We start from the raw sequence: 21,957 nt of genomic DNA, 5'->3' as shown, positions 1-21,957 counted from the left end.
AAAATGGATAGAGCATATACCCTTGGGCTGTATGAGAAGGCCATGCCGGCAGAGCTGTCATGGAAGGAAAAGCTTGAGGCGGCAAAAGAGGCGGGCTTTGACTTTGTGGAGATCAGCATTGACGAGACAGACGCGAAGCTAGCGCGCCTGGAGATGACGAAGGAGGAACGCCTTGCGCTCCTGGGTGTGATGAAGGAAACCCAGGTGCCGATCCGTTCCATGTGCCTGAGCGGCCACCGCAAATATCCGCTGGGAAGCAGCGATCCGGCGGTGCGGGCCAGGAGCCTGGAGATCATGGAGAAGGCCATCGGGCTTGCGGAGGATCTGGGGGTCCGGATCATCCAGTTGGCGGGATATGACGTGTATTATGAGGAATCCACTGAGGAGACCAGGGCGTATTTCCTGGAGAATTTAAAAAAGGCAACGGAGATGGCGGCACGCGCCGGAGTGCTCCTGGGCTTTGAGACCATGGAGACCGAGTTTATGAATACGGTGGAAAAGTCCATGAAATATGTGGACATGGTATCATCCGTGTATCTGAATGTGTATCCCGATATCGGGAATACAACCAATGCAGCCAAAACCTATGGAACCGATGTGCTTGACGACCTGCGGACAGGAAAAGGGCATCTGGTAGCGATGCATTTGAAGGAGACAAAACCCGGCCTGTTCCGGGAGATCCCGTTTGGGGAGGGCCATGTGGACTTTGAGAGCGCCATCCGGACCGCCTGGGAGCTTGGGATCAGGCGGTATGTGACGGAATTCTGGTACACGGGGAACCCGGCATGGAAGGAAGATCTGCTGGATGCCAACCGCCGGATGGCGGAGATCCTAAAGTCGCAGGGATGACCACTGTATGGCAGCAGGCTTTTGTCAAGAAGTAAAAGAAAGAGAGACAGGAACATGAAAATCGATAAAAAGGTAATTTCCAATCTTACAAAATGTTATTCGCTGGCGCCTCTGCACTATGCAGGAAAGGACCATTTCCTGGTGGCGGCGGAGAAGGTGGACCGCTGCATCCTGTTTGATTTAGACGGCAATGAGGAGGATACGGTGTGGAGCGAGCCGGGCGGCGTCATGACCATGGTGCAGGTGCCGGGGACGGACGGACAGTTCCTTGCAACCCATAAGTTCTATTCGCCTAATGATTCCAAGGAGGCGAAGATCGTGATCGTCACCCCGAAAGGGAAAGACGGCTGGGAGGTGCGCACCCTGGTGGATCTGCCTCATGTGCACCGCTTCGATATCCTGGAGCGGAACGGAGTCCGCTATCTGATCGCCTGCGCGTTAAAATCAGGCCATGAGTTTAAGGAGGACTGGTCCATGCCGGGCAAGGTATATGCGGCGGTCCTGCCTGAGGACTTAAGCGGGTTTGATGATGGACATCAGTTGGAGCTTACGGTCATCAAAGACAATATGTTAAAGAACCACGGGTATTACCGCGTGGAGGACGAAGGCCTGCAGACCGCGGTTATCTCTGCGGACTGTGGTGTGTTCCAGTTCATTCCGCCAAAGGCGCCGGAAGAAGGCTGGGAGATCAAAACACTGCTGGACACGGCGGCCAGCGATGCGGTGCTGGTGGATATGGATGGGGACGGCGAGAAGGAACTGGCTGTGCTGTCACCGTTCCACGGGGATAATATCAGCATTTACAAGAAAAAAGACGGGGCGTTTGAAAAGGTCTATGACTATGGAAAACCTGCGGAATTCACCCATGCGATCTTTGGAGGCATGCTCTGCGGGAGACCTGCGGTCGTGATCGGGCACAGGAAGGCGGAGCGGGACCTGCTCATGTTTACCTGGAACCCGGATAAAGCGGATTACGAGGTGTGTGTGCTGGATGAAGACTGCGGGCCGGCCAACGTGCTTAAATACAGCCATAACGGCAAAGAGATCATCATCTCTGCAAACCGGGAGACCGATGAGGTTGCCATGTATACGGTGGAGCTGTAATACGCGGGAGAGTGATGAGAAGGAGGATGAAAACATATGCTTGAGGCATTGAAACAGAAAGTCTATGAAGCGAATATGGAGCTTCCCAAATACGGCCTGGTGACCTTTACCTGGGGCAATGTCAGCGCCATCGACCGGGAGAGCGGATTGTTTGTCATCAAGCCCAGCGGCGTGGATTATGACAGGCTGCGGCCGGAGGATATGGTGGTGATGGACCTTGAGGGCAATCAGGTGGAAGGAGAGATGAACCCGTCGTCTGATACAGCCACCCATCTGGAGCTTTACCGGGCGTTTCCGAAAATGGGGGGGATCGTACATACCCATTCTCCGTGGGCCACAAGCTGGGCCCAGGCGGGGCGAGGGATTCCCTGTTACGGCACTACCCACGCGGATTATATGTATGGGGAGATCCCATGCCTGCGCTGCCTGACAAAGGAAGAGATTGACGGCGCTTACGAGAAGAATACCGGCCTTTTGATCGTGGATCATTTTAAGGATAAGGAATACATGGCGGTACCTGCCTGCCTGTGCAAGAACCATGGGCCGTTTGCCTGGGGGAAGGATGCCGGTGAGGCGGTCCACAACGCGGTTGTGCTGGAGGAGGTTGCCAAGATGGCGGCCCGGTGCGAGATGATCAATCCGCAGGTACAGCCGGCTCCGCAGGAACTGCAGGATAAGCATTATCTGAGAAAACACGGGGCAAACGCTTATTACGGACAGAAAGGGTGAGTCGGGTGATCCGTACAGTCATATTTGATATTGACGGCACCATGTATGATTATGACGCCTGTGACCAGGTGTCCACGAAAGCAGTGCAGGAATACTGCCGGGAGCAGCTTGGCATAAGCGAGGAACGGTTTTATCAGTCTCTGTCAGTAGCGGGCAGGATGGTGCGTCAGCGTATCGGATACCGATGTGCGTCCATCCACAACCGGCTGCTCCGTTACCAGTGCATGATGGAGCTTTGGGGCGTCCCTCTGTTTCCGCATGTACAGGAAATGCACCGGATATATTGGGACACTCTGATGGAAGAGATGCGGCCGTTTCCCGGACTTAAGGTATGGATGGAGTCGCTTAAACAGATGGGGATACAGATCGGCGTCGGGACCAACATGACCGCGGAGATCCAGTATAGAAAACTTGAACGGCTGGGCGTCTCGTCCTATGTGGACTGGCTGGTGAGCAGCGAGGAGGCGGGCGTGGAAAAGCCGGATGCGAAGTTCTTTTCCCAGTGCAGGGAAAAGAGCGGCATGGATCCGGAGGAGTGCCTGTTTGTGGGCGACAGCTTAAATGGAGACGTGGCGGCAGCTCTGACCTGCGGAATGCAGGCGCTTTTGTTCGCACCGGAGACCGGCAGGACGGCGGCAGACTGCTGTGAGGCGGCGATGCCGGATGGAAGGATTTATCATGTGATCCCATCCTTTGAGGGCTGCCGGGGCGTGGGGTTTTTAGGATCAGAACAATAAACAGAACAGGAAAATGTCCGGAGACCAGGATCCCGGATCATAAATATAGGAGGAATCATCATGAAATTCTTTTTGGATACGGCAAATGTTGAGGATATTAGAAAAGCGAATGATATGGGAGTGATCTGTGGAGTGACCACCAACCCGTCCCTGATCGCAAAAGAGGGCAGGGATTTCAATGAGGTGATAAAAGAGATCGCAGGCATTGTAGACGGCCCGATCAGCGGTGAGGTGAAGGCAACCACAGTGGACGCGGAGGGCATGATCGCAGAGGGACGTGCGATCGCAGCGATCCACCCCAACATGGTTGTGAAGATCCCTATGACACCAGAGGGCTTAAAGGCGACCAAGGTGTTGTCCTCCGAGGGGATCAAGACCAATGTCACCCTGGTATTTTCCGCAGCACAGGCGCTTCTGGCTGCAAGAGCGGGCGCTGCCTATGTATCTCCGTTTTTGGGCCGTTTAGATGATATTTCCATGCCGGGCATCCAGCTGATCGAGGAGATCATGGATATCTTCCAGATGTATGACGATATCACCACGGAGATCATTGCTGCCAGCGTGCGAAACCCGATCCATGTGATCGACTGTGCAAGAGCTGGCGCCGATATTGCGACGGTGCCTTATCCGGTCATCCTGCAGATGACAAAGCATCCGCTGACTAATCAGGGTATTGCCAAGTTCCAGGCAGACTACAGGAAGGTATTCGGCGATTAATTCTGGTGGGATCACGAGTTTACTATAATGTGGTGAATTAGGATACTGGAAATAAACGTGCATGAAATATGCGTGTATCAAAAGGGAGAAACAGGATGAATAATATTGAAACAAAGTCTGTAAACGCAATCCGCGTCCTGGCGGCGGACGCCGTGCAGAAGGCAAACTCCGGCCATCCGGGGCTGCCCCTGGGGGCGGCGGCCATGGCTTATGAGCTGTGGGCGCACCATATGAACCACAATCCGGCTGACCCGGAATGGGAGGACCGGGACCGGTTTATCCTTTCCGGCGGTCATGGCTCTACATTACTCTATTCCCTGCTGCATCTGTTCGGCTACGGTCTGACCGTGGAGGATCTAAAGAACTTCCGCCAGTCCGGCTCCCTGACCCCGGGTCACCCGGAGTACGGGCATACGGTGGGGGTTGAGGCCACCACAGGCCCGCTGGGCGCAGGCATGGGCATGGCCGTGGGCATGGCTATGGCGGAGGCCCATCTGGCTGCCGTGTTCAACCGTCCGGAATATCCGGTGGTGGACCATTATACCTACGTGCTGGGCGGCGACGGCTGCATGATGGAGGGGATCTCCTCGGAGGCATTCTCCCTGGCGGGTACCCTTGGCCTTCACAAGCTGATCGTGCTGTATGATTCCAACAGGATCTCCATCGAGGGGAGCACGGATATCGCCTTTACGGAGGATGTGCAGAAGAGGATGGAGGCCTTCGGCTTCCAGACCATCACCGTGGAGGACGGCAACGACCCGGAGGCCATCGGAAAAGCGATCGAAGAAGCAAAAGCGGATACGGTAAGACCGTCCTTCATCACCGTGAAGACCCAGATCGGCTACGGCTGCCCCGCCAAACAGGGCAGGGCCAGCGCCCACGGGGAACCCCTGGGAGCAGAGAATGTGACGGCGCTCAAGGAGAACCTGGGCTGGGAGAGCATGGAGCCGTTCTACGTGCCGGAGGATGTGTATGAGAATTACCGGAGCCTGGCGGCTCAGGGAACAAAGGCGCAGGAAGCATGGGAGGCCCTGTTTGCAGAGTATGCAAAGGCATACCCGGAGCTTAAGGAGCAGTGGGACGCTTACCATGATAAGCAGATCGGCGAAAAGCTTTATGACGACGAGGCGTTCTGGGCATACGAGGATAAAACGCAGGCCACCAGGAATCTGTCCGGCATCATGCTGAACCGTTTAAAGAATGAGGTTCCTGCGCTGATCGGCGGAGCCGCGGATCTGGCGCCGTCCACCAAGACCTATATGAGCGATATGGGGGATTTCTCTAAAGATAACTACGCAGGAAGGAACCTGCACTTTGGCGTGCGGGAGCTGGCGATGGCGGCGATAGGGAACGGCCTGGCGCTGCACGGGATGAGGCCGTTTGTGTCCACGTTCTTCGTGTTCAGCGATTACACGAAGCCTATGGCGCGTCTGGCAGCGCTGATGAAGCTGCCGGTGACTTATGTGTTCACCCATGACAGTATCGGAGTGGGGGAGGATGGGCCGACCCATGAGCCGATCGAGCAGCTGGCGATGCTGCGTGCGATGCCGGACTTTCACGTGTACCGCCCGGCGGATGCGACGGAGACGGCTGCGGCCTGGTATTATGCAGCGACCGCGAAGGATGCGCCCACGGCGCTGGTACTGACAAGGCAGAACCTGCCGCAGCTTGGGGAGCAGCAGGGAGGCGCTGAAGGGCGGTTATATCCTGGAGGACAGTGCGAAGGAGACGCCGGATGCGATCCTGATGGCAAGCGGCTCGGAGGTGTCCCTGGCGGTGGATGCGAAGAAGCTTCTGGCGGAGGAAGGCATCGACGTGCGTGTGGTGAGCATGCCGAGCATGGATGTGTTTGCCAAGCAGGATGCAGAGTACCGGGAGAAGGTGCTGCCGAAGGCGGTGAGGAAGCGTGTGGCGGTGGAAGCCTTAAGCGGGTTCGGCTGGGGCGAGTATGTGGGCCTGGACGGGGCGTATGTGACGATGCAGGGATTTGGCGCGTCGGCGCCGGCTGAGTCTTTGTTTGAGAAGTTCGGGTTCACGGCGAAGCATGTGGCTGAGGTTGTGAAAGGGCTGTAAGAATGTTCTGGCATAGAACGTGATACAGAATCTACAGAATCAAAAAGTCTGTTAAAAAGGGAAAGCAGTCATTGTGCAGTGACGGCTTTCCCTTTTTGATGGTTGGAATCAAGCTCAGTGAAACACAGACGCCCCGGAAGGATTGGGATCCTGCCCCGAAGGACAGACCACAAACTGATATCCGATCCCGCGGACATTTTTTAAAAACACCGGATGGTTGGGATCATCCTCGATCTTCATGCGGAGACGTCTTATATGTACCATGATCGTATTGTCATCGACGAAGGTATCATTCCACACCTGACGATAGATCTGCTCCTTGGTGAGGATCTTGTTCTGGTTGGTCAGGAAATACCTCATGAGCAGACATTCTTTGCTGGAAAGGAACAGCTCGATGTTGTCCTTGAACAGCCGCATCTCATCTACAATATAGCGGAACGGGCCTGCCAGGATCTCGTTTGTGCTGACCGGACCCGAAAGGCTTTCCCTCCGGAGACAGGCTTTTACCTTTGCGCACAGCACCATGGTGCTGAATGGTTTTGTGATGTAGTCGTCGGCTCCGATTCCCAGAGCCAGAACCTTGTCAACCTCAGCCTGCCTGCCGCTTAAGACAAAAAGCGGGGTCAGGACCCCGTGGAGCCGCAGGTGGTTGATCACCTGAAAACCATCCATATCGTCCATGATCAGGTCCAGGATGATCAGGGAATAGGGGTGTGACTGCGCCAGCTGGATCGCCTCCAGGCCTCCGGAGGCTTCCTGGGCAGACAATCCCTCACTGTCCAGGATACGGCATATCATACGGCGTACGGATGGATCGTCGTCTACTACAAGGATTTTATTACGGTTCAAGGGATCGTCTCCTTTCTTCGTGACAGCCTGATATTTGGTCATCTGTAAAATGCTGTCTGTAAATTTATCTTAACATGATTATAACACACTTTCTCTTCTTTACCATATAGTTACATTTATCTTACAAAAATTTAAGAAAAGGTATGCGTGTGGTTAAGTTTGCTAATGTAATATAAAGATACAAGTAAAAAGTGTACAAAGTTCATAAAGGCTTTGGAAGGAGAGGAAGGTTATGATGAGAAAGAGTTTGAAAAAGGGTTTGGCGGTATCGATGGCATTTTCCATGTTGGCAATGGCAGTGACTGGATGTAGCTCAGGCAGCACAGCCGCACCGAAGGAAACGGCGGCAAAAGAGGAAGCGGCAAAAACAGAGGCGGCAAAGGAAGGTGAGGCTAAAGCAGAAGAGGCAGCGGGCGCTGAAGATTGGAAATGGGAGAGAAAAGTAACTCTTGTTTGTCCGTGGGGCGTAGGCGGCGGTGCGGACGGTACACTTCGTCCTTTGCAGCCGGAGCTGGAAAAGGTCCTGGGCGTTCCGGTTGAGATCGTCAACGTAGAGGGCGCAGGCGGAGCCAACGGTATCGACTTTACCAACAAGCAGCCGGCTGACGGTTATACTTACGTGCTGGGAACACAGTCCCACATCATGCTGGATCTGCAGAAGATCCTGCCGGTGGATTTCAGAGAAGAGTTCCGTCCGGTGGCAAAGCTGGTTCACTCCATCAACATCATTGCTTCTTCCAAGAAGGCAATGGAAGGCAAATATACCAATTTTGACGAATTTGTAACCTATGCGAAGGAACATCCCCAGGAGCTGACCTGTGGAATGCTGACGGCAACCGGCGCGGATTCCGTCTCCTTAAAGCAGACCCTGGCAGGCGGCCTTGGCTGTGATATCACCGAAGTTGAGAAGTACGTGAAGATCGTGAACTACTCCAGCGGCGCTGAGCTCAGCTCTGCAATGGTTGGCGGCCATATCAACATCAACATCACCGGCGCAGACGAGATCAAGGGCCTGATCGAGTCCGGCGACATCGTTCCGCTGATCTCCATGTCTGAGGAAAGGATGTCCTCCTTCCCGGATATTGAATGCACCGGCGAGCACAACATTGATTCTTATGTGGGAACCTGGAGAGGCGTTCTGTGCCGCAAGGATACTCCGGATGCAGCAGTAAACGCAATGGCAGCAGCGATCAAGACCGCATGGGACAGCGCGGCTTATCAGGACTTCATGAAGAACGCAGGTTATCTGGACCGCCCGGGTTATGCGGATGCGGCTGAGATGCAGACTTTGATCGATGAAGAGTATGTGACCTTTGAGGATTACTTAAAAGGAGCTGGCCTGATTCAGTAAAACATTAGGAAGGAGTTAGACCGTATGGCACTGGAATTGATCGTCAATTTGCTTCTGCTTGGATTTTCCGCATTCTGTTTCTGGTATGTGGGAGCGACCATGCCTGTGTCAGCGGCAAATGAGCTGGGGGCCGAACAATGGCCCCAGGCCCTTTTGTCACTGCTGATCCTGGCATTGTGCTGGAATATATTTAAGTATTTTAAGAAAAACAGGAAAGAGGATATCGCTGCTGCATTTGCAGACTTCTTTCCATCCATTGGGCGGCTTGTAAAAAGCAAGCTTTTTGTAGGCATGGTCCTGGTGGTCGTCATGGCTCTTATGTACGAACCGGTCGGATTTATGGCAACCTGCCTTTTGTTCCTGATCGCCTATGGGTATCTGCTGGGGCAGAGGAAGTTTCCGATCCTGATCGGGACTTCGGTTGTGATCACCATTATTTTGTACATCGGGTTTGCCGTGATGCTGGGCGTTATGCTTCCGAGAGGCCAGGTGTCCTTCTTAAGGGACTTTGCTCTTTTCGTGGAGTCTCTCGTCCCGGCAATGTAAAGGAGGTAGTGTATGCTTGATCTGTTGACCAGCGGTCTGTCGGTGGTGTTTGCGCCGCAGATGTTCGTGCTGATTATCTTTGCAGTATTTTTGGGAACCTTATTTGGCGCGCTGCCGGGCGTTTCAGCGACGATGGCAGTGACCCTGGGCATCCCGTTTACTTACAAAATGGATGCGGTCAATGCGATCGCATTCCTGGTAGCCATCTACTGCGCGTCCATCACCGGAGGCGGTATGACGGCGATCCTGTTCAAGATCCCGGGCGTTCCTTCCAGTGCGCCCACAACCTATGACGGATACCCCATGGCCCAGCGTGGCGAGGCAGGAAAAGCCCTGGGTATGCAGCTGATCTGTTCCGCCATCGGCGGTATGTTCGCGGCGGTATGTATGCTCCTTTTGAGCCCGCAGCTGACCCAGGCGGCTTTAAGCTTTGGACCGTCGGAGCTGTTTGCCATTTCCTTTATGGGACTTTCCATTCTGACCAGCCTGGAAACGGACAATATCTGCCGGACGATCATCTCCGGCCTGATCGGACTTGTGCTGGCATGTATCGGTCTTGACCCGCTCCTTGGCGTTCCGCGTCTGACCTTTGGGACCAGATTCCTGACCTCAGGGATCGAGATGATTCCGGTCATGATCGGATTCTTTGCGGTGACCGAGGTGTTAAAGCAGACCAACAAGCCGTCCAAGCTTCAGGCGGTAGGCGGTAAAAATACTGTGATGTCGGCAAAGATGCCGTCCATCAAGGAGATCCTTTCTGTCAAATGGATCATCGCCAGATGTTCAGTTTTGGGTACGGTCATCGGTATCCTGCCGGGCGCAGGCGCAACGATCGCATCCTTCCTCTGCTACTCCGCAGAGCAGAAGATCTCGAAAACGCCGGAGAAGTTCGGTACCGGATGTTTAGAGGGTATCGCGGCCCCTGAGGTAGGCAACAACGCGGCAACGGGCGGTTCCATGGTACCGCTGTTATCCCTGGGTATTCCCGGAGGCAACGCGGCGGCGATCATGATGTCGGCGCTGGTGCTGAAAGGCGTTACGATGGGACCATTGCTTCTGATCAACCAGCCGCAGTTCTTATCCGCGACCTTTGCGTCCATGTTCGTGTCCAATATCATCATGGTATTTGCAGCGATCGTGATCGCAAGGATCTTTGTACAGGTCTTAAAGGTGCCGTACAGCGTCCTTGGACCGACGATCATCATGATGGCGACCATCGGGGCGTATGCAACGAAAAACACCTCCGTGGACGTTATCCTTATGGCGATCTCCGGACTGATCGGATTCGTATTCGTAACCTGTAAATTCAACAGCTCGGCGATGATCTTAGGCCTGGTGCTCGGCGTGATCTGCGAGTCCAACCTTCGCCGTGCTTACACGATCGCTTCCGGTGATACCCTGTGGCAGGAGACGGTCAATATCGTGACCCGCCCCGTAACCGGGATCATCCTGATCATCTGTCTGGTTGTATTATTAAACCCGGTGATCAAACCGCTGCTGCAAAAGAAAAAGGGTACGGCAGCTTAAACTTGAGTCCATTTGTGACTGCCATATATCTGGAGGAACGGGTCTGTACCGGCAGGCCTGTTTTTCCCGTTGAAAAAGAGGACGTAAGTATGAATAAAAGAGTGATTAAAGCGGATATCCCGCTGACCTGCGTCAAGCCTGTCTGTATCGGGGCTGCCATCCTGGGGATCGTTTTTTTGGTCTCCGGTATGTGGGCGGCGGGGCTGTGCATGCTCCTGGGTTCCTACATCCTGGAAAAGAACCGCTACCGCTGTCCCAAATGCCGCGGGAAGCTGGACATGAAATATCCGCTGTTAAAAGGGGGAAGGTGCCCGTTCTGCGGGGAGATCCTGAGGCAGTAAAGGAAGGCCGGGATGTGGAATGGATGGAAAAATAAGGTCATCCGTGTTATGCTTATAGAAAACGTATGGATGGAGCGGCGGGAACATGAAGGAGAAAGGGAAGAGGCTTCTGCTGGCAGTGGTAACGGCAGGGATCCTGATATTTTTGGCGTTTGCCATGAACAATACCTACCAGGCGTATACACAGATGATCATACGTCAGCAGCAGCAGCATCTGCTGCTGGTCTCCCGCGCCGTTTCCCAGAACCTGGAGCTGTGTATTTCCGAGCAGCTAAAGCAGGTCAGTATCCTGACCCAGACTCCGGGTTTTTTAGATGCCATGGAGGAGCACTATCGGACTGGAGAGACGGAAAAGATCAAGGAATACATATTTTCTTACATGCTGTCCGACCAGCAGGGACCGTCCAGGATGTACCTTTTAAACAATAAGGGAGAGCAGATTTTTCATTACAACCAGTACCCGTTTTTGGAGGAATTTGACGAGAAGATATTAAACCTGGAGAAGTGCGGGACAGAAGGCACCAGCGGGATTGGAGGCGTATTTCCCATCAGCGAGAACCATTATGGTATGGAGTTGGTCAACAGCGTGTATGGGGGCAGCGGTTATCTGGGGACTGTGGTGAGCGTGATCGATATGAACAGACTGTATGACCGGTATGTGGCGCCGCTCAAGGTGGATGGACCGGGTTATATTATGGTCAAGGATGAACACGGGACCATTATCATGCATCCGGTGGACGGGATGCTGGGATTTAATGAAAGGGAGGATATCCCGGAGTTTGACACCCTGCCCCAGTATGGCAGCCAGAAGGCAATGCTGGAGGTTCAGTACCGGCAGGAGGAGGGAATGACGATCTATGATTCATTTTTTAATGGGATCATCCCTCCGGACAAGGTGATCGCCGCCTTTTCCAGAATGAATCTGTGGGGGACCTCCTGGCATATCTCTGCCGTGATGCCCTACAGTCAGGCGGTGGCGATCGAATTCAGCAATATGAGGCGGTTCAGCCTGCTGTTCGGCGCTGTCCTTCTGACGGTCATCGCCAGCGGGCTGGCGATCTATACGCTGCTGAAAAAACGCCAGAAGCTGGAGCTGGAGACGGGATATTTAAAAGAGATCAACGGGACGCTGGAGGAGCTGCACCGGAGCCGGGAGGAGGTTCGCCATTATCAGAAGCTGACGACGATGGGGACGCTCGCCGGAGGGATCGCACATGAGTTTAACAATCTTTTGACGCCCATACTGGGTTATTCGGAATTCCTGCGGGAACAGATGGGGCGGGGCAGCGAGTATTACGAGGATATTGACGAGATCCACAAGGCGGGGACCCGGGCGAAGGAGATCGTGGAACAGATCCTTCCATTCAGCCGCAAGGAGACGGATACTTCGGGATATAAGACCATAAACCTGGATGTGGTGATCCAGGATGCTTCCAAGATGGTGAGCCTGATCATCCCTTCCAATATCAGGATGGAGGAGCATCTGGATGACCGGAATGCGAACATATACGGGAATGCGACCCAGATCCACCAGATCCTGCTGAATCTGTATTCCAATGCGATCCAGTCCATGGAAGATACAGGCGGAACCCTTACGGTAAGTACCCGGCGGGTAAACCGCGAAGGGATGCCGGAAAATCTGCGGGAGCTGGCAGGATCGGATTATGTGGAGATCCTGGTGGCGGATACGGGCTGTGGGATGGAGGAACATGTTTTAAGCCAGATCTTCAATCCATTCTTCACAACCAAAGGCTCCGGCGACGGTACTGGGCTGGGCCTGTCGGTGGTAAAGGATATCCTGGTCAACCATGGAGGATTTATCCGTGTGGAGAGTGAGCCGGGAGAGGGGAGCAGATTCTTTCTCTATCTGCCGGCGACCAGAGGGACGACTGCCATCCAGGCAGCAGTGGAGGAGGTCAGACGGGAGAACAGGAAAGAGGTCTCCGTCCTGCTGGTTGACGATGAGGAACGTGTGGTTAAATATTTTAAAAAGCGCCTGGAAAAACGGGGATACTGTGTGGATGGGTACACGGACCCGGAGGAGGCTCTGAAGGTTTTGGAGGAACAGCCGGGGCGTTTTCATGTAGCGATCGTGGATTACATGATGCCGCAGCTGAAGGGGACCGTTCTGGCACAGCGGATCCGGATGAGCCAGCCTGCGATGGGGATCATCATGATCACGGGGCTTGTGGAGTCGGCGGCTCTCCATATGTACCAGAAAGGGGTTGTGGATAAAATACTGGTCAAGCCTGTGAGTTTTGAAGAGCTGTCTGAAGAGATCGCAAGACTGGCATTCAGGCAGGAGGGGAAGGAGGAGCTTTGATTTGAGAAAAATCCTGAGGACCATGGGAATCTATGGTTTGTTTCTTATGCTTGCCGCGGGGGCGTCAGGCTGTGGAGAGAAGAAGGAGCCGGAAGAATCAGAAAGTTATCCGCTGGAGTCGGTGGAACTGATCGCACCAGCGGGACCGGGAAGCGGTTATGATCTGACCATACGGTCTGTATCCCAATGCCTTCAGAAGGCGGGGCTGGTAAAAGTACCTCTTCCGGTGACCAACAAGCCGGGGGGCGGCGGACGGGTATCCCTGGAATACCTGGAGGAGAACCGCGGCAGGGATGATATCCTTTCCATATTCTCTCCGCCGCTGTGCCTGATCCATTTAAATGGCAGCACGGAACTGAATTACAAAGATAATACCACGCCGATCGCCAGGCTGGTGGTGGACTATGGCTGCTTTGCCGTGCGTGCGGACTCGCCCTATAAGGATTTGAACCAGCTGATGGCCCAGCTTAAGAAGGACCCGCATTCTGTGCGGATCGGAGGGACCTCCTCATATGGGTCCATGGACCATATCCAGTTTTTGCAGGCGGCCCGGGCTGCGGGAGTAGGGAACCTTAACCTGGTTGCATATGAAGGCTTTGAAAACGGCGGAGCAGTGGCCCAGCTTATGGGAAACCGGGTGGATGTGCTCTCAGCCGGGATCAGCGATGTGGTAGGGCTGATGGAAAGCGGGGATATCCGGGTACTTGCCGTCACATCGGATGAGCGCCTGGAGGGAGAGATCGTTTCCCAGATCCCAACCTGCAAAGAGCAGGGGATCGACGCCCAGTTCAGCAACTGGAGAGGCGTATTCGGGCCCAAGGATATGCCGGAGTACGCAGTTGCATATTGGGAGGAGATCTTAAAGAAAATGACGGAGACGGAGAGCTGGGAGACCACCTGCAAAAAATATGGCTGGACCATGGAATATGAGGGACACGAGGAGTTTGAGGCGTATCTCGATAAGGTGAACGAGGAGTACCGGGGACTGTTGGAGGAGATTGGGTTTTCACAATAAATACAAATATTTACTTGAATTTACTTGACAAACATTCCACACTGACGTAAAATACGCCTCATAGAGTATTTTAATGATTTTATTGACGTGGCAAAGAAAGAGGAACCGATATGACTCAGCAGAAGGCTATGCAGATGAATATGGCTATGATGTGCGGCATGATGATGGACATGTGCCGTATGTTCGTATGCTTGAAAAATCAGATATAGTCTGCATGGATTGTGAGTAGAATCGGATAGGGACCGGAGTAGAATAGCCGGATATATCGCCGCAAGCCTGTGCAGGGTTTGCGGCGTTTTTGCGTTTGCCCGGCGGGAATAAGAATACATTCAAATTCAGGAAAAGAGGAGCACAATATGGCACAGGAAGAAACCATCATCCAGCTTCGGAACATGGGAAAAGAGTTTAAGACCGCCAATGGACCTGTGGTGGCCTTAGACGACATCAACTTGGACATTCACCGGGGAGAGATATTCGGGATCATCGGACTTTCCGGAGCAGGCAAGAGCACGCTGGTGCGCTGCATCAATATGCTGGAGGTACCGACCTCAGGGGAAGTGATCTTCGAGGGAGAGAATCTGGCGGCGCTTCCGGAGGTAAGACAGCGGAAGGCGAGACAGAACATGGGCATGATCTTCCAGCAGTTCAACCTGCTGGCCCAGAGGAACGTACTGAAAAATATCTGTTTTCCTATGGAGATCGCAGGGATTCCCAAGCAGCAGGCGAAGGACCGGGCAATGGAGCTTTTAAAGCTGGTGGGCTTAGAGGACCGGGCAAAGGCATATCCGGCCCAGCTCTCCGGAGGCCAGAAGCAGAGGGTCGCCATCGCCCGTGCCATAGCGACCAATCCCAAGGTGCTGCTCTGTGATGAGGCTACCAGCGCGCTGGATCCCAATACGACCAAGTCGATCCTTCAGCTCTTAAAGCAGATCAACCGGGATTTGGGAATCACCGTGATCGTGATCACTCATGAGATGGCAGTCATCGAGGCGATCTGTGACAGGGTGGCGATCATTGACCACAGCCATATCGCCGAGGTGGGCAACGTATCCGACATCTTTTCAGAACCCAAGTCCAAGATCGGAAGGCAGCTGATCCTGGGAGATGCGGTGACCAATGTGACATTTGACAAGTCCAGGAAGGTGCGTATCACCTTTGACGGAAGAGAATCCATGGAACCGGTGATCGCCAATATGATCCTGGCCAGCAAGGTTCCGGTCAACATCCTGTATGCGTCCACAAGGGATCTTGGAGGCAAGGCCGTGGGACAGATGATCGTCCAGCTCCCGGAGGATGAGGCGGATGCCAACCGGGCGCTCAACTATTTAAAATCCGTGCAGATACTGTTTGAGGAGGTGACAGGCGATGATATTTAGTCCGCAGATTATAGAACTCATTAAGTCGGGGATCGGTGAGACCCTGTATATGGTATTTACTTCTGCTGTGATCTCTTATGTGATCGGCATACCCCTGGGGATCATTCTGGTGGTGACAGATAAGGACGGTATCCGTCCCCTTCCACTTTTTCAGAAGGTGCTGGGAATTGTCATCAACCTGCTGCGCTCCATACCGTTTTTGATCCTGCTGATCATGGTCATGCCGGTGACCCGTGTGGTGGTGGGAACCACCCTGGGAGCCAAGGCGGTTGTACCGCCTCTGGTCATTGCAGCGGCGCCGTACATTGCGAGGATGGTGGAATCTTCCTTTAAGGAAGTGGATGCCGGAGTGATCGAGGCGGCCAAGTCCATGGGAGCTTCCACGTTCCAGATCATTTGGAAGGTACTGCTTCCGGAGGCGAAGCCCTCCCTTCTGGTGGGAGCTGCGATCTCCACGACCACGATCCTTGGATACTCCGCCATGGCAGGCGCTGTCGGCGGCGGCGGACTGGGCGGTATCGCGATCAACTATGGTTATTACCGGTATCAGTCGGATATGATGTTTTTGACCGTGGCGATTCTGGTCATCATTGTCCAGATCATCCAGGAGATCGGAATGAAGATGGCAAGAGTCAGCGACAAGCGTATCCGCTGACGTTCACCGGGAAATGAAGCAACTGGATTTAACAGCCGCAAGCGGGATTTTCCACCGCGGAGGCTGTTGGCGAAAAGCCGTATAAATCAAATTTTTTTCAGGAAAGAGGAGGAATCATTATGAAAAAATCAATCATCATCACAGCAGCAGTATTGGCGGCTACACTGACCGCATGCGGAGGAAGCAAACCGGCGGAGACTACAGCGGCAGCAACTGAGGCGGCAACTGCAAAGGCAGGAGAGAGCGCGGCAGAGACCGGTGAAACGGCAGCGGAAGCTCCGGCTGAGTTAAAGGAACTCCTGGTGGGCGCCAGCCCGGCTCCCCACGCAGAGATCCTGGAAGCAGCTTCCAAGGCTCTGGAGGAAAAAGGCTACAAGCTTGTGATCAAGGAATACACCGATTATGTACAGCCGAACCTGGCGCTGAACAGTGGGGATCTGGATGCGAACTATTTTCAGCATCTTCCGTATTTAGAGCAGTTCAATGAGCAGAACGGGACCAAGCTGGTGAGCGCGGGCGCGATCCACTATGAGCCGTTCGGAATCTATGCAGGTAAGACCGCTTCCCTGGATGCCCTGGCTGACGGTGCAAAAGTGGCGGTTCCCAACGACGCGACCAACGAGGCGAGAGCGCTGCTGCTGCTGGAAGCACAGGGCCTGATCAAGCTGACTGAGGGCGTTGGCTTAAATGCGACCAAGACGGATGTGGTGGAGAATCCGAAGAACCTGGACATCCTGGAGATCGAGGCGGCACAGGTTCCGCGTTCTCTGCAGGATGTGGATATTGCAGTGGTAAACGGAAACTATGCCATCGAAGCAGGCTTAAAGGTGTCTGACGCGCTGGCGGTTGAGGCTTCTGATTCTGAGGCTGCGGTGACCTACGGCAATATCGTGGCAGTACAGGAAGGCAAGGAAAATGATGAGGCTGTCAAGGCTCTTGTGGAAGCTTTGACCAGCGAGGATGCGAAAGCATTTATTGAGAGCACCTACGAGGGAGCAGTTGTTCCGTTATTCTAAGCATTAAGGATTTTACAGAGGAGACTGGTATGGATTATCAAATGGAAAGTACCTTGCAGCAGGAAAACCAGACATCCGGGCCGGTCCCATCCGGGCAGAAGCAGCCGCCAAATAACATGGCGACTGCTTCGCTTGTTATGGGGATCCTGGCGGTAGTGACCTGCTGCTGTTATTATGGCAGTTTTATTTTTGGCGGGCTGGGCATCCTGTTTGCGCTGCTGTCCAGGACAGAGGAGCGTATGCGCGGTCAGGCAAAGGCCGGGCTGGCGCTGTCCATTGCCGGGCTGGTGCTGTGCGCGGCATTCTGGGGCGGTTTAATAGCTTTGGGACTTTACAGTGATAGCCGCTTCGGGTCAAACCCGATCCAGAACCTTCCGGCGATCCCGGACGTGACCCGGCCGGACCTGGATCTGGACAATATCCTGGCCATATTCCAGCGGATTCCGATGGGAGGTGGGTTCTGATGAAGACTGCTGCTGAACTTAAGCTGGAGGCGAGAAAAGCGCTCCAGGGCAATTACGGAAATGCTTCCGGTGCGGTCCTGGTGATGTATCTGGTTGGTTTTTTGCTGATGATCCCGTTTTTTATTGTCTTGTTTATATTGGGGCTGCTGGCAGGCCCAAACAATACGGGACTGGCTGTCATGGTCTATATGACGTTGGCGATGATGATCGTATATATGGTCCTTTCTCTGATATTGATGGTAGGCTATGTTAGGCTCTGCTACCGGATCGCTGTGGGGGAGGAGTGCGAGATAGGCGACCTGTTCTTTGCAGTGAAGAATCATTTCCCACGGTATCTGGGTCTTATGTCCCTTTTGACACTTTACAGTATCCTGTCCTGTCTGCCGGGACTGCTGTTGTGGATATTGTTCTCTGTCGGCAGGCATATCGGCGCAGGCTTCCTGGTGGGATATCCCCTGATGCTGGTGGTGCCGATCGCCGTCCTGTGCCGTTATGCTATGGCCCTGCCTGCATTGGTTGAAGATCCTCAGCTTCGGGTGATGGAAGCCATGCGGTTCAGCAAAGACCTGATGCAGGGGAATATCTGGCGGATGATCCGGCTGGAATTCAGCTTTTTCGGGATCTTTATATTGGGATATCTGACGTTTGGGATCGGTTATATCTGGATCGCACCCTATCTGGTCTGTACCAATATACGGTTCTATCTGACCATAAAGGACGAAAAGTATCCTCCGGTTTATCAGACGCAGGGATTGCCCGGAGTTCCGGAATATCCCATATAAAACGGAATTCAGGGTCCGGACGGACAAAACAGAAAAATACGCATAGAATACACTAAGGGAGAAATCAGGTGTAGACTATGCGTATTTTTGATTTAAAAAAAAAGAAGTGATCAATATCTGCGACTGCAAACGGCTGGGGTATGTGGGAGATGTGGAATTTGACCCGTGTACCGGATGTATCACCCATCTGATCGTACCAGGGCCAGGGTGCCTTTGCGGGATATTTGGACGGGAAAAGGAGTATGTGATCTCCTTCTGCGACGTGAAACAGATCGGGGACGATATCATCCTGGTGGAGATCAAGAAGCTCAAGGATGTGGAGAAAGCCTGTAAGTATGATTAGCCAGTTATGACCGCAGTTTATGGCGGCTGCCGCCGGCACGGCAATCCATATGATATCCCAACACGTCATCCCCGGCTGAAAAACAGCTTGCGCATATTTGGCAGGTAATGTAAAATAGACGTAATGTAAGTTGACGTAAAACATTGACGTAAAACCAAATCAAGGGGTTGAAAACCAGGAGGAAAAAAAGTTGAAATGTCCATATTGCAACGCAGCAGATACGAAGGTAATCGATTCCAGGCCGGCAGATGACAACAGCTCTATCCGGCGCCGCCGTCAGTGCGAGACCTGTGGGAAGCGCTTTACAACTTATGAAAAATTAGAGACCATGCCGCTTATGGTGATCAAGAAGGACCGTTCCAGGGAGGCTTACGACCGCTCCAAGATCGAGGCGGGGATCATCCACTCCTGCCACAAGCGTCCCGTATCCACACAGCAGATCAATTCCATGATCGACGAGATCGAGAACCAGATCTTCAATATGGAGGAGAAGGAAGTGGAGACTTCCGCCATCGGTGAGCTGGTGATGCGCAGGCTCAAGCAGATGGATGAGGTTGCTTATGTACGTTTCGCATCCGTATACCGGGAGTTCAAGGATGTGAATACGTTTATGGAAGAGCTGGGCAAGCTGCTGAAGAATAAGTGACATTTATAGAAGGAGAGACCGGCATTGATACTAGAACAATTTTACCCGAAGGAGTGGCTGGACAGTACAGATGCGATACCCTGGGAGCAGTGGCAGGAAAGGGGCATCCGCGGGGTGATCTTCGATATTGACAATACTCTGGTTCCTCACGGAGCGCCGGCGGACAAGCGGGCGCTTGTTCTGTTTGAGCGGCTTCACAGGCTGGGGATCAGGACCTGCCTTTTATCAAACAATAAGGAACCGCGGGTGGCGTCTTTTGCAGAGAAGGTAAACTCACCCTATATCCACAAGGCGGGCAAACCGGGGATCAGGAATTATCTAAAGGCCATGGAGATCATGGGGACCGACAGGGATACGACCCTGTTTGTGGGAGACCAGCTGTTCACGGATGTGTACGGCGCAAACCGGTGCGGGATCTATGGAATCCTGGTGAAACCCATTGATCCAAAGGAGGAGATCCAGATCGTTCTGAAGCGTTACCTGGAAGCTCCTGTGCTGTATCTATATAAAAAGAAACTGAGAAAAGAGACTGACCAATGAAGACAAGCGGAAAGACTATGGTATGCGGGGTGATGGGATGCCCGATCGAGCACTCCATGTCCCCGATGATGCACAACTACTATTCGGAGCAGATCGGCGTGGATATGACCTATGTGCCGTTTAAGGTACAGCCTGGACAGGTGGGCGCTGCGGTGAGAGGCGCGTATGCCTTAAACGTGACCGGCGTCAATGTGACGATCCCTCACAAGCAGGCAGTCATGGAGCATCTGTGCGGCATCGATGAGGCTGCGGAGGCGATCGGTGCGGTCAATACCCTGGTGCGGGATGAACTGGGCTATAAAGGATATAATACGGATGCAGCAGGGCTTTTCCGGGCCATGACGGAAGCTGGTATGGAGATACAGGATGAGACATGCATCCTTCTGGGAGCAGGCGGCGCTGCGAAGGCGGCAGCCTATGTACTGGCGAAGGAAGGCGCGGCCCGGGTCTATGTGCTCAACCGGAGTGTGGATAAGGCGCGTGCTCTGTCGGATGATATCAATGGGCGGTTCGGCAGGGAGCTTCTTGTGCCGCTGGCGCTTTCAGAGTGGCGTTCCATCCCGGAGAAAGACTGCCTGGCCGTACAGACCACCAGTGTGGGGATGCATCCGGATGTGGAAGCTGCGCCGGTCACAGAGCCGGAGTTTTATGAGAAGTTGGGCGCGGCGTTTGACGTGATCTATACGCCTGTGGAGACGAAGTTCATGAAGCTTGCAGCGGCTGCAGGAGCCAGGACCAGCAACGGGCTGGACATGCTTTTATATCAGGGGATTGCAGCTTATGAAATGTGGTATCCTGAGGTAAAGATACCGGAGCCTGTGATCGACGGAGCGCGGGAGCTTCTGTCCCGGTTTCTGGGAGGGGATGCGTGATGAAACAGAACGTGATCCTGATCGGTTTTATGGGGGCGGGCAAGACCCGTGTGGGCGGCGCATATGCGGCGGCAGCAGGCAGTCCTTTGCTGGATACGGACCAGATGATCGAGATAGAGGCGGGCATGTCCATTTCTGACATTTTTGCCACCCAGGGAGAACCGGCATTCCGCCGGGCAGAGACCAGGGTGCTGGAAAAGCTTTTGGCAGAGACGGACCGGTCGGTCATATCCGTGGGCGGCGGCCTGCCGCTGCTGGAGCAGAACCGTGTGATCTTGAGGCAGCTTGGAACGGTGGTATTTCTTCGGGTGCAGCCGGAGACGGTGCTTGCACGTCTGAAGGGTGATACGACCCGTCCGCTCCTTATGGGAGAGAATGTGGAGCAGAAAGTCCGGGAGCTGCTGGCATACCGGAATCCGCTGTATGAGGCTGCTGCCCACCGTGTGATCGATGTGGACGGAAAGACGCCGGAGGAGATCGCGGCAGAGATTGCGTCGGTGATGATCAGAGCGGCAACATGAGCTGGAATAACGGCGGGACTGTAACGGCGGCACGGGAAGAACAGGCTGGGCGGATGACAGAAAAAATGGAGGCAGGAATAAATTATGAAACTACTGGTTTTAAATGGACCGAACTTAAACTTTTTAGGGATACGCGAGAAAGGTATTTATGGTACGCAGGACTATGCATACCTGGTAAAGATGCTTGAGGACAAGGCAGCTGCCGAAGGGCATGATCTGGAGGTATTCCAGAGCAACTACGAGGGCGGTCTGATCGATAAGATCCAGGAGGCTTACCACAGCGGCGTGGAGGGCATCATTATCAATCCGGGTGCATTTACCCACTACAGCATCGCCCTGCGGGATGCGCTGGCGTCCATCGAAGCGCCGGTCATCGAGGTACATATTTCAAATGTGCACAAGCGTGAGGAATTCCGTCATGTTTCCGTGACTGCGCCGGTGTGCACCGGTCAGGTTGTGGGGCTTGGGCTGCGCGGATATGCCCTGGCGATGGATTATCTGACGCAAATGGATGCAAACTGAAAAAAATAGTTGAAAAAACGTATCATTTATTATAAAATAGAACATAACTGTTCAGGACG

The 21,957-nt window shown here is 53.7% G+C and carries 23 protein-coding genes and 1 pseudogene; 23 read left to right on the top strand and 1 reads right to left on the bottom strand.

Going from position 1 to position 21,957, the window contains the following annotated elements:
* Window positions 1-3: 3 nt before the first annotated feature.
* The 6 genes and pseudogenes from AB1I67_RS20425 to tkt all read left to right on the top strand — a co-directional run bounded on the left by AB1I67_RS20425 (window position 4) and on the right by tkt (window position 6,209).
* Entirely contained in the window at window positions 4-849 is an 846-nt protein-coding gene (locus AB1I67_RS20425) for an L-ribulose-5-phosphate 3-epimerase (protein ID WP_367032057.1), read from the top strand.
* A 54-nt stretch (window positions 850-903) separates the two neighbouring features.
* Complete coding sequence (locus AB1I67_RS20420) at window positions 904-1,953, top strand: hypothetical protein (protein WP_367032056.1); 1,050 nt, start codon at window positions 904-906, stop codon at window positions 1,951-1,953.
* A gap of 36 nt (window positions 1,954-1,989) precedes the next feature.
* Complete coding sequence (locus AB1I67_RS20415; RefSeq protein WP_367032054.1) at window positions 1,990-2,682, top strand: L-ribulose-5-phosphate 4-epimerase; 693 nt, start codon at window positions 1,990-1,992, stop codon at window positions 2,680-2,682.
* Between the two features lie 5 nt (window positions 2,683-2,687).
* Window positions 2,688-3,419 (top strand): HAD family hydrolase, encoded by a 732-nt coding sequence (locus tag AB1I67_RS20410; RefSeq protein WP_367032052.1) that lies wholly within the window; start codon window positions 2,688-2,690, stop codon window positions 3,417-3,419.
* Between the two features lie 60 nt (window positions 3,420-3,479).
* Complete coding sequence (gene fsa / locus AB1I67_RS20405) at window positions 3,480-4,136, top strand: fructose-6-phosphate aldolase (RefSeq protein WP_367032050.1); 657 nt, start codon at window positions 3,480-3,482, stop codon at window positions 4,134-4,136.
* 95 nt (window positions 4,137-4,231) lie between these two features.
* Window positions 4,232-6,209, top strand: a pseudogene (tkt, locus tag AB1I67_RS20400) (transketolase).
* A 114-nt stretch (window positions 6,210-6,323) separates the two neighbouring features.
* Here tkt and AB1I67_RS20395 read toward each other — a convergent pair.
* On the bottom strand, window positions 6,324-7,058 hold the full coding sequence (locus AB1I67_RS20395) for a response regulator transcription factor (RefSeq protein ID WP_367032047.1): 735 nt from the start codon (window positions 7,056-7,058) through the stop codon (window positions 6,324-6,326).
* Between the two features lie 232 nt (window positions 7,059-7,290).
* On the opposite strand from AB1I67_RS20395, the gene AB1I67_RS20390 reads away from it, so the two are divergent.
* The 17 genes from AB1I67_RS20390 (at window position 7,291) to aroQ (ending at window position 21,898) form a co-directional block, all read left to right on the top strand.
* Window positions 7,291-8,409: a tripartite tricarboxylate transporter substrate binding protein gene (locus AB1I67_RS20390; protein WP_367032045.1), complete on the top strand. Its 1,119-nt coding sequence runs from the start codon at window positions 7,291-7,293 to the stop codon at window positions 8,407-8,409.
* 24 nt (window positions 8,410-8,433) lie between these two features.
* On the top strand, window positions 8,434-8,955 hold the full coding sequence (locus AB1I67_RS20385; RefSeq protein WP_367032043.1) for a tripartite tricarboxylate transporter TctB family protein: 522 nt from the start codon (window positions 8,434-8,436) through the stop codon (window positions 8,953-8,955).
* Between the two features lie 12 nt (window positions 8,956-8,967).
* Window positions 8,968-10,482, top strand: coding sequence for a tripartite tricarboxylate transporter permease (locus AB1I67_RS20380; protein WP_367032042.1), 1,515 nt, complete (start codon window positions 8,968-8,970; stop codon window positions 10,480-10,482).
* Window positions 10,483-10,571: 89 nt separating this feature from the next.
* A complete protein-coding gene (locus AB1I67_RS20375) occupies window positions 10,572-10,823 on the top strand; it encodes a hypothetical protein (RefSeq protein WP_367032040.1) in 252 nt (83 codons plus the stop codon).
* 85 nt (window positions 10,824-10,908) lie between these two features.
* Window positions 10,909-13,146, top strand: coding sequence for an ATP-binding protein (locus AB1I67_RS20370; RefSeq protein WP_367032039.1), 2,238 nt, complete (start codon window positions 10,909-10,911; stop codon window positions 13,144-13,146).
* Window position 13,147: 1 nt separating this feature from the next.
* Window positions 13,148-14,161: a tripartite tricarboxylate transporter substrate-binding protein gene (locus AB1I67_RS20365; protein WP_367032037.1), complete on the top strand. Its 1,014-nt coding sequence runs from the start codon at window positions 13,148-13,150 to the stop codon at window positions 14,159-14,161.
* A gap of 356 nt (window positions 14,162-14,517) precedes the next feature.
* A complete protein-coding gene (locus AB1I67_RS20360; protein ID WP_367032035.1) occupies window positions 14,518-15,537 on the top strand; it encodes an ATP-binding cassette domain-containing protein in 1,020 nt (339 codons plus the stop codon).
* Window positions 15,527-16,192 carry a methionine ABC transporter permease gene (locus AB1I67_RS20355; RefSeq protein WP_367032034.1) on the top strand — a complete coding sequence of 222 codons (666 nt, stop codon included), beginning with the start codon at window positions 15,527-15,529 and terminating at the stop codon, window positions 16,190-16,192. Before AB1I67_RS20360 ends, AB1I67_RS20355 begins: the two co-directional genes overlap by 11 nt.
* Before the next feature lie 119 nt (window positions 16,193-16,311).
* On the top strand, window positions 16,312-17,208 hold the full coding sequence (locus tag AB1I67_RS20350; RefSeq protein ID WP_367032033.1) for a MetQ/NlpA family ABC transporter substrate-binding protein: 897 nt from the start codon (window positions 16,312-16,314) through the stop codon (window positions 17,206-17,208).
* 29 nt (window positions 17,209-17,237) lie between these two features.
* On the top strand, window positions 17,238-17,672 hold the full coding sequence (locus AB1I67_RS20345; protein WP_367032031.1) for a DUF4190 domain-containing protein: 435 nt from the start codon (window positions 17,238-17,240) through the stop codon (window positions 17,670-17,672).
* Window positions 17,672-18,454 (top strand): DUF975 family protein, encoded by a 783-nt coding sequence (locus AB1I67_RS20340; protein WP_367032030.1) that lies wholly within the window; start codon window positions 17,672-17,674, stop codon window positions 18,452-18,454. Before AB1I67_RS20345 ends, AB1I67_RS20340 begins: the two co-directional genes overlap by 1 nt.
* A gap of 106 nt (window positions 18,455-18,560) precedes the next feature.
* On the top strand, window positions 18,561-18,797 hold the full coding sequence (locus tag AB1I67_RS20335; protein WP_367032029.1) for a YlmC/YmxH family sporulation protein: 237 nt from the start codon (window positions 18,561-18,563) through the stop codon (window positions 18,795-18,797).
* Between the two features lie 190 nt (window positions 18,798-18,987).
* Window positions 18,988-19,443, top strand: coding sequence for a transcriptional regulator NrdR (gene nrdR, locus AB1I67_RS20330; protein WP_367032028.1), 456 nt, complete (start codon window positions 18,988-18,990; stop codon window positions 19,441-19,443).
* A gap of 27 nt (window positions 19,444-19,470) precedes the next feature.
* A complete protein-coding gene (locus tag AB1I67_RS20325) occupies window positions 19,471-19,983 on the top strand; it encodes a YqeG family HAD IIIA-type phosphatase (RefSeq protein ID WP_367032671.1) in 513 nt (170 codons plus the stop codon).
* A complete protein-coding gene (gene aroE / locus AB1I67_RS20320; protein ID WP_367032027.1) occupies window positions 19,980-20,855 on the top strand; it encodes a shikimate dehydrogenase in 876 nt (291 codons plus the stop codon). The genes AB1I67_RS20325 and aroE overlap by 4 nt, the downstream gene beginning before the upstream one ends.
* On the top strand, window positions 20,855-21,376 hold the full coding sequence (locus tag AB1I67_RS20315; RefSeq protein ID WP_367032025.1) for a shikimate kinase: 522 nt from the start codon (window positions 20,855-20,857) through the stop codon (window positions 21,374-21,376). Before aroE ends, AB1I67_RS20315 begins: the two co-directional genes overlap by 1 nt.
* Window positions 21,377-21,460: 84 nt before the next feature.
* Entirely contained in the window at window positions 21,461-21,898 is a 438-nt protein-coding gene (gene aroQ, locus AB1I67_RS20310) for a type II 3-dehydroquinate dehydratase (RefSeq protein ID WP_367032024.1), read from the top strand.
* Window positions 21,899-21,957: the final 59 nt, after the last annotated feature.

The sequence above is a fragment of the Clostridium sp. AN503 genome, from assembly GCF_040719375.1.
In the GTDB taxonomy this organism is placed as follows: Bacteria; Bacillota; Clostridia; order Lachnospirales; family Lachnospiraceae; genus Brotaphodocola.
Note: the sequence above shows the minus strand (reverse complement) of the source record. Positions and strands in the feature narration are given on the sequence as shown.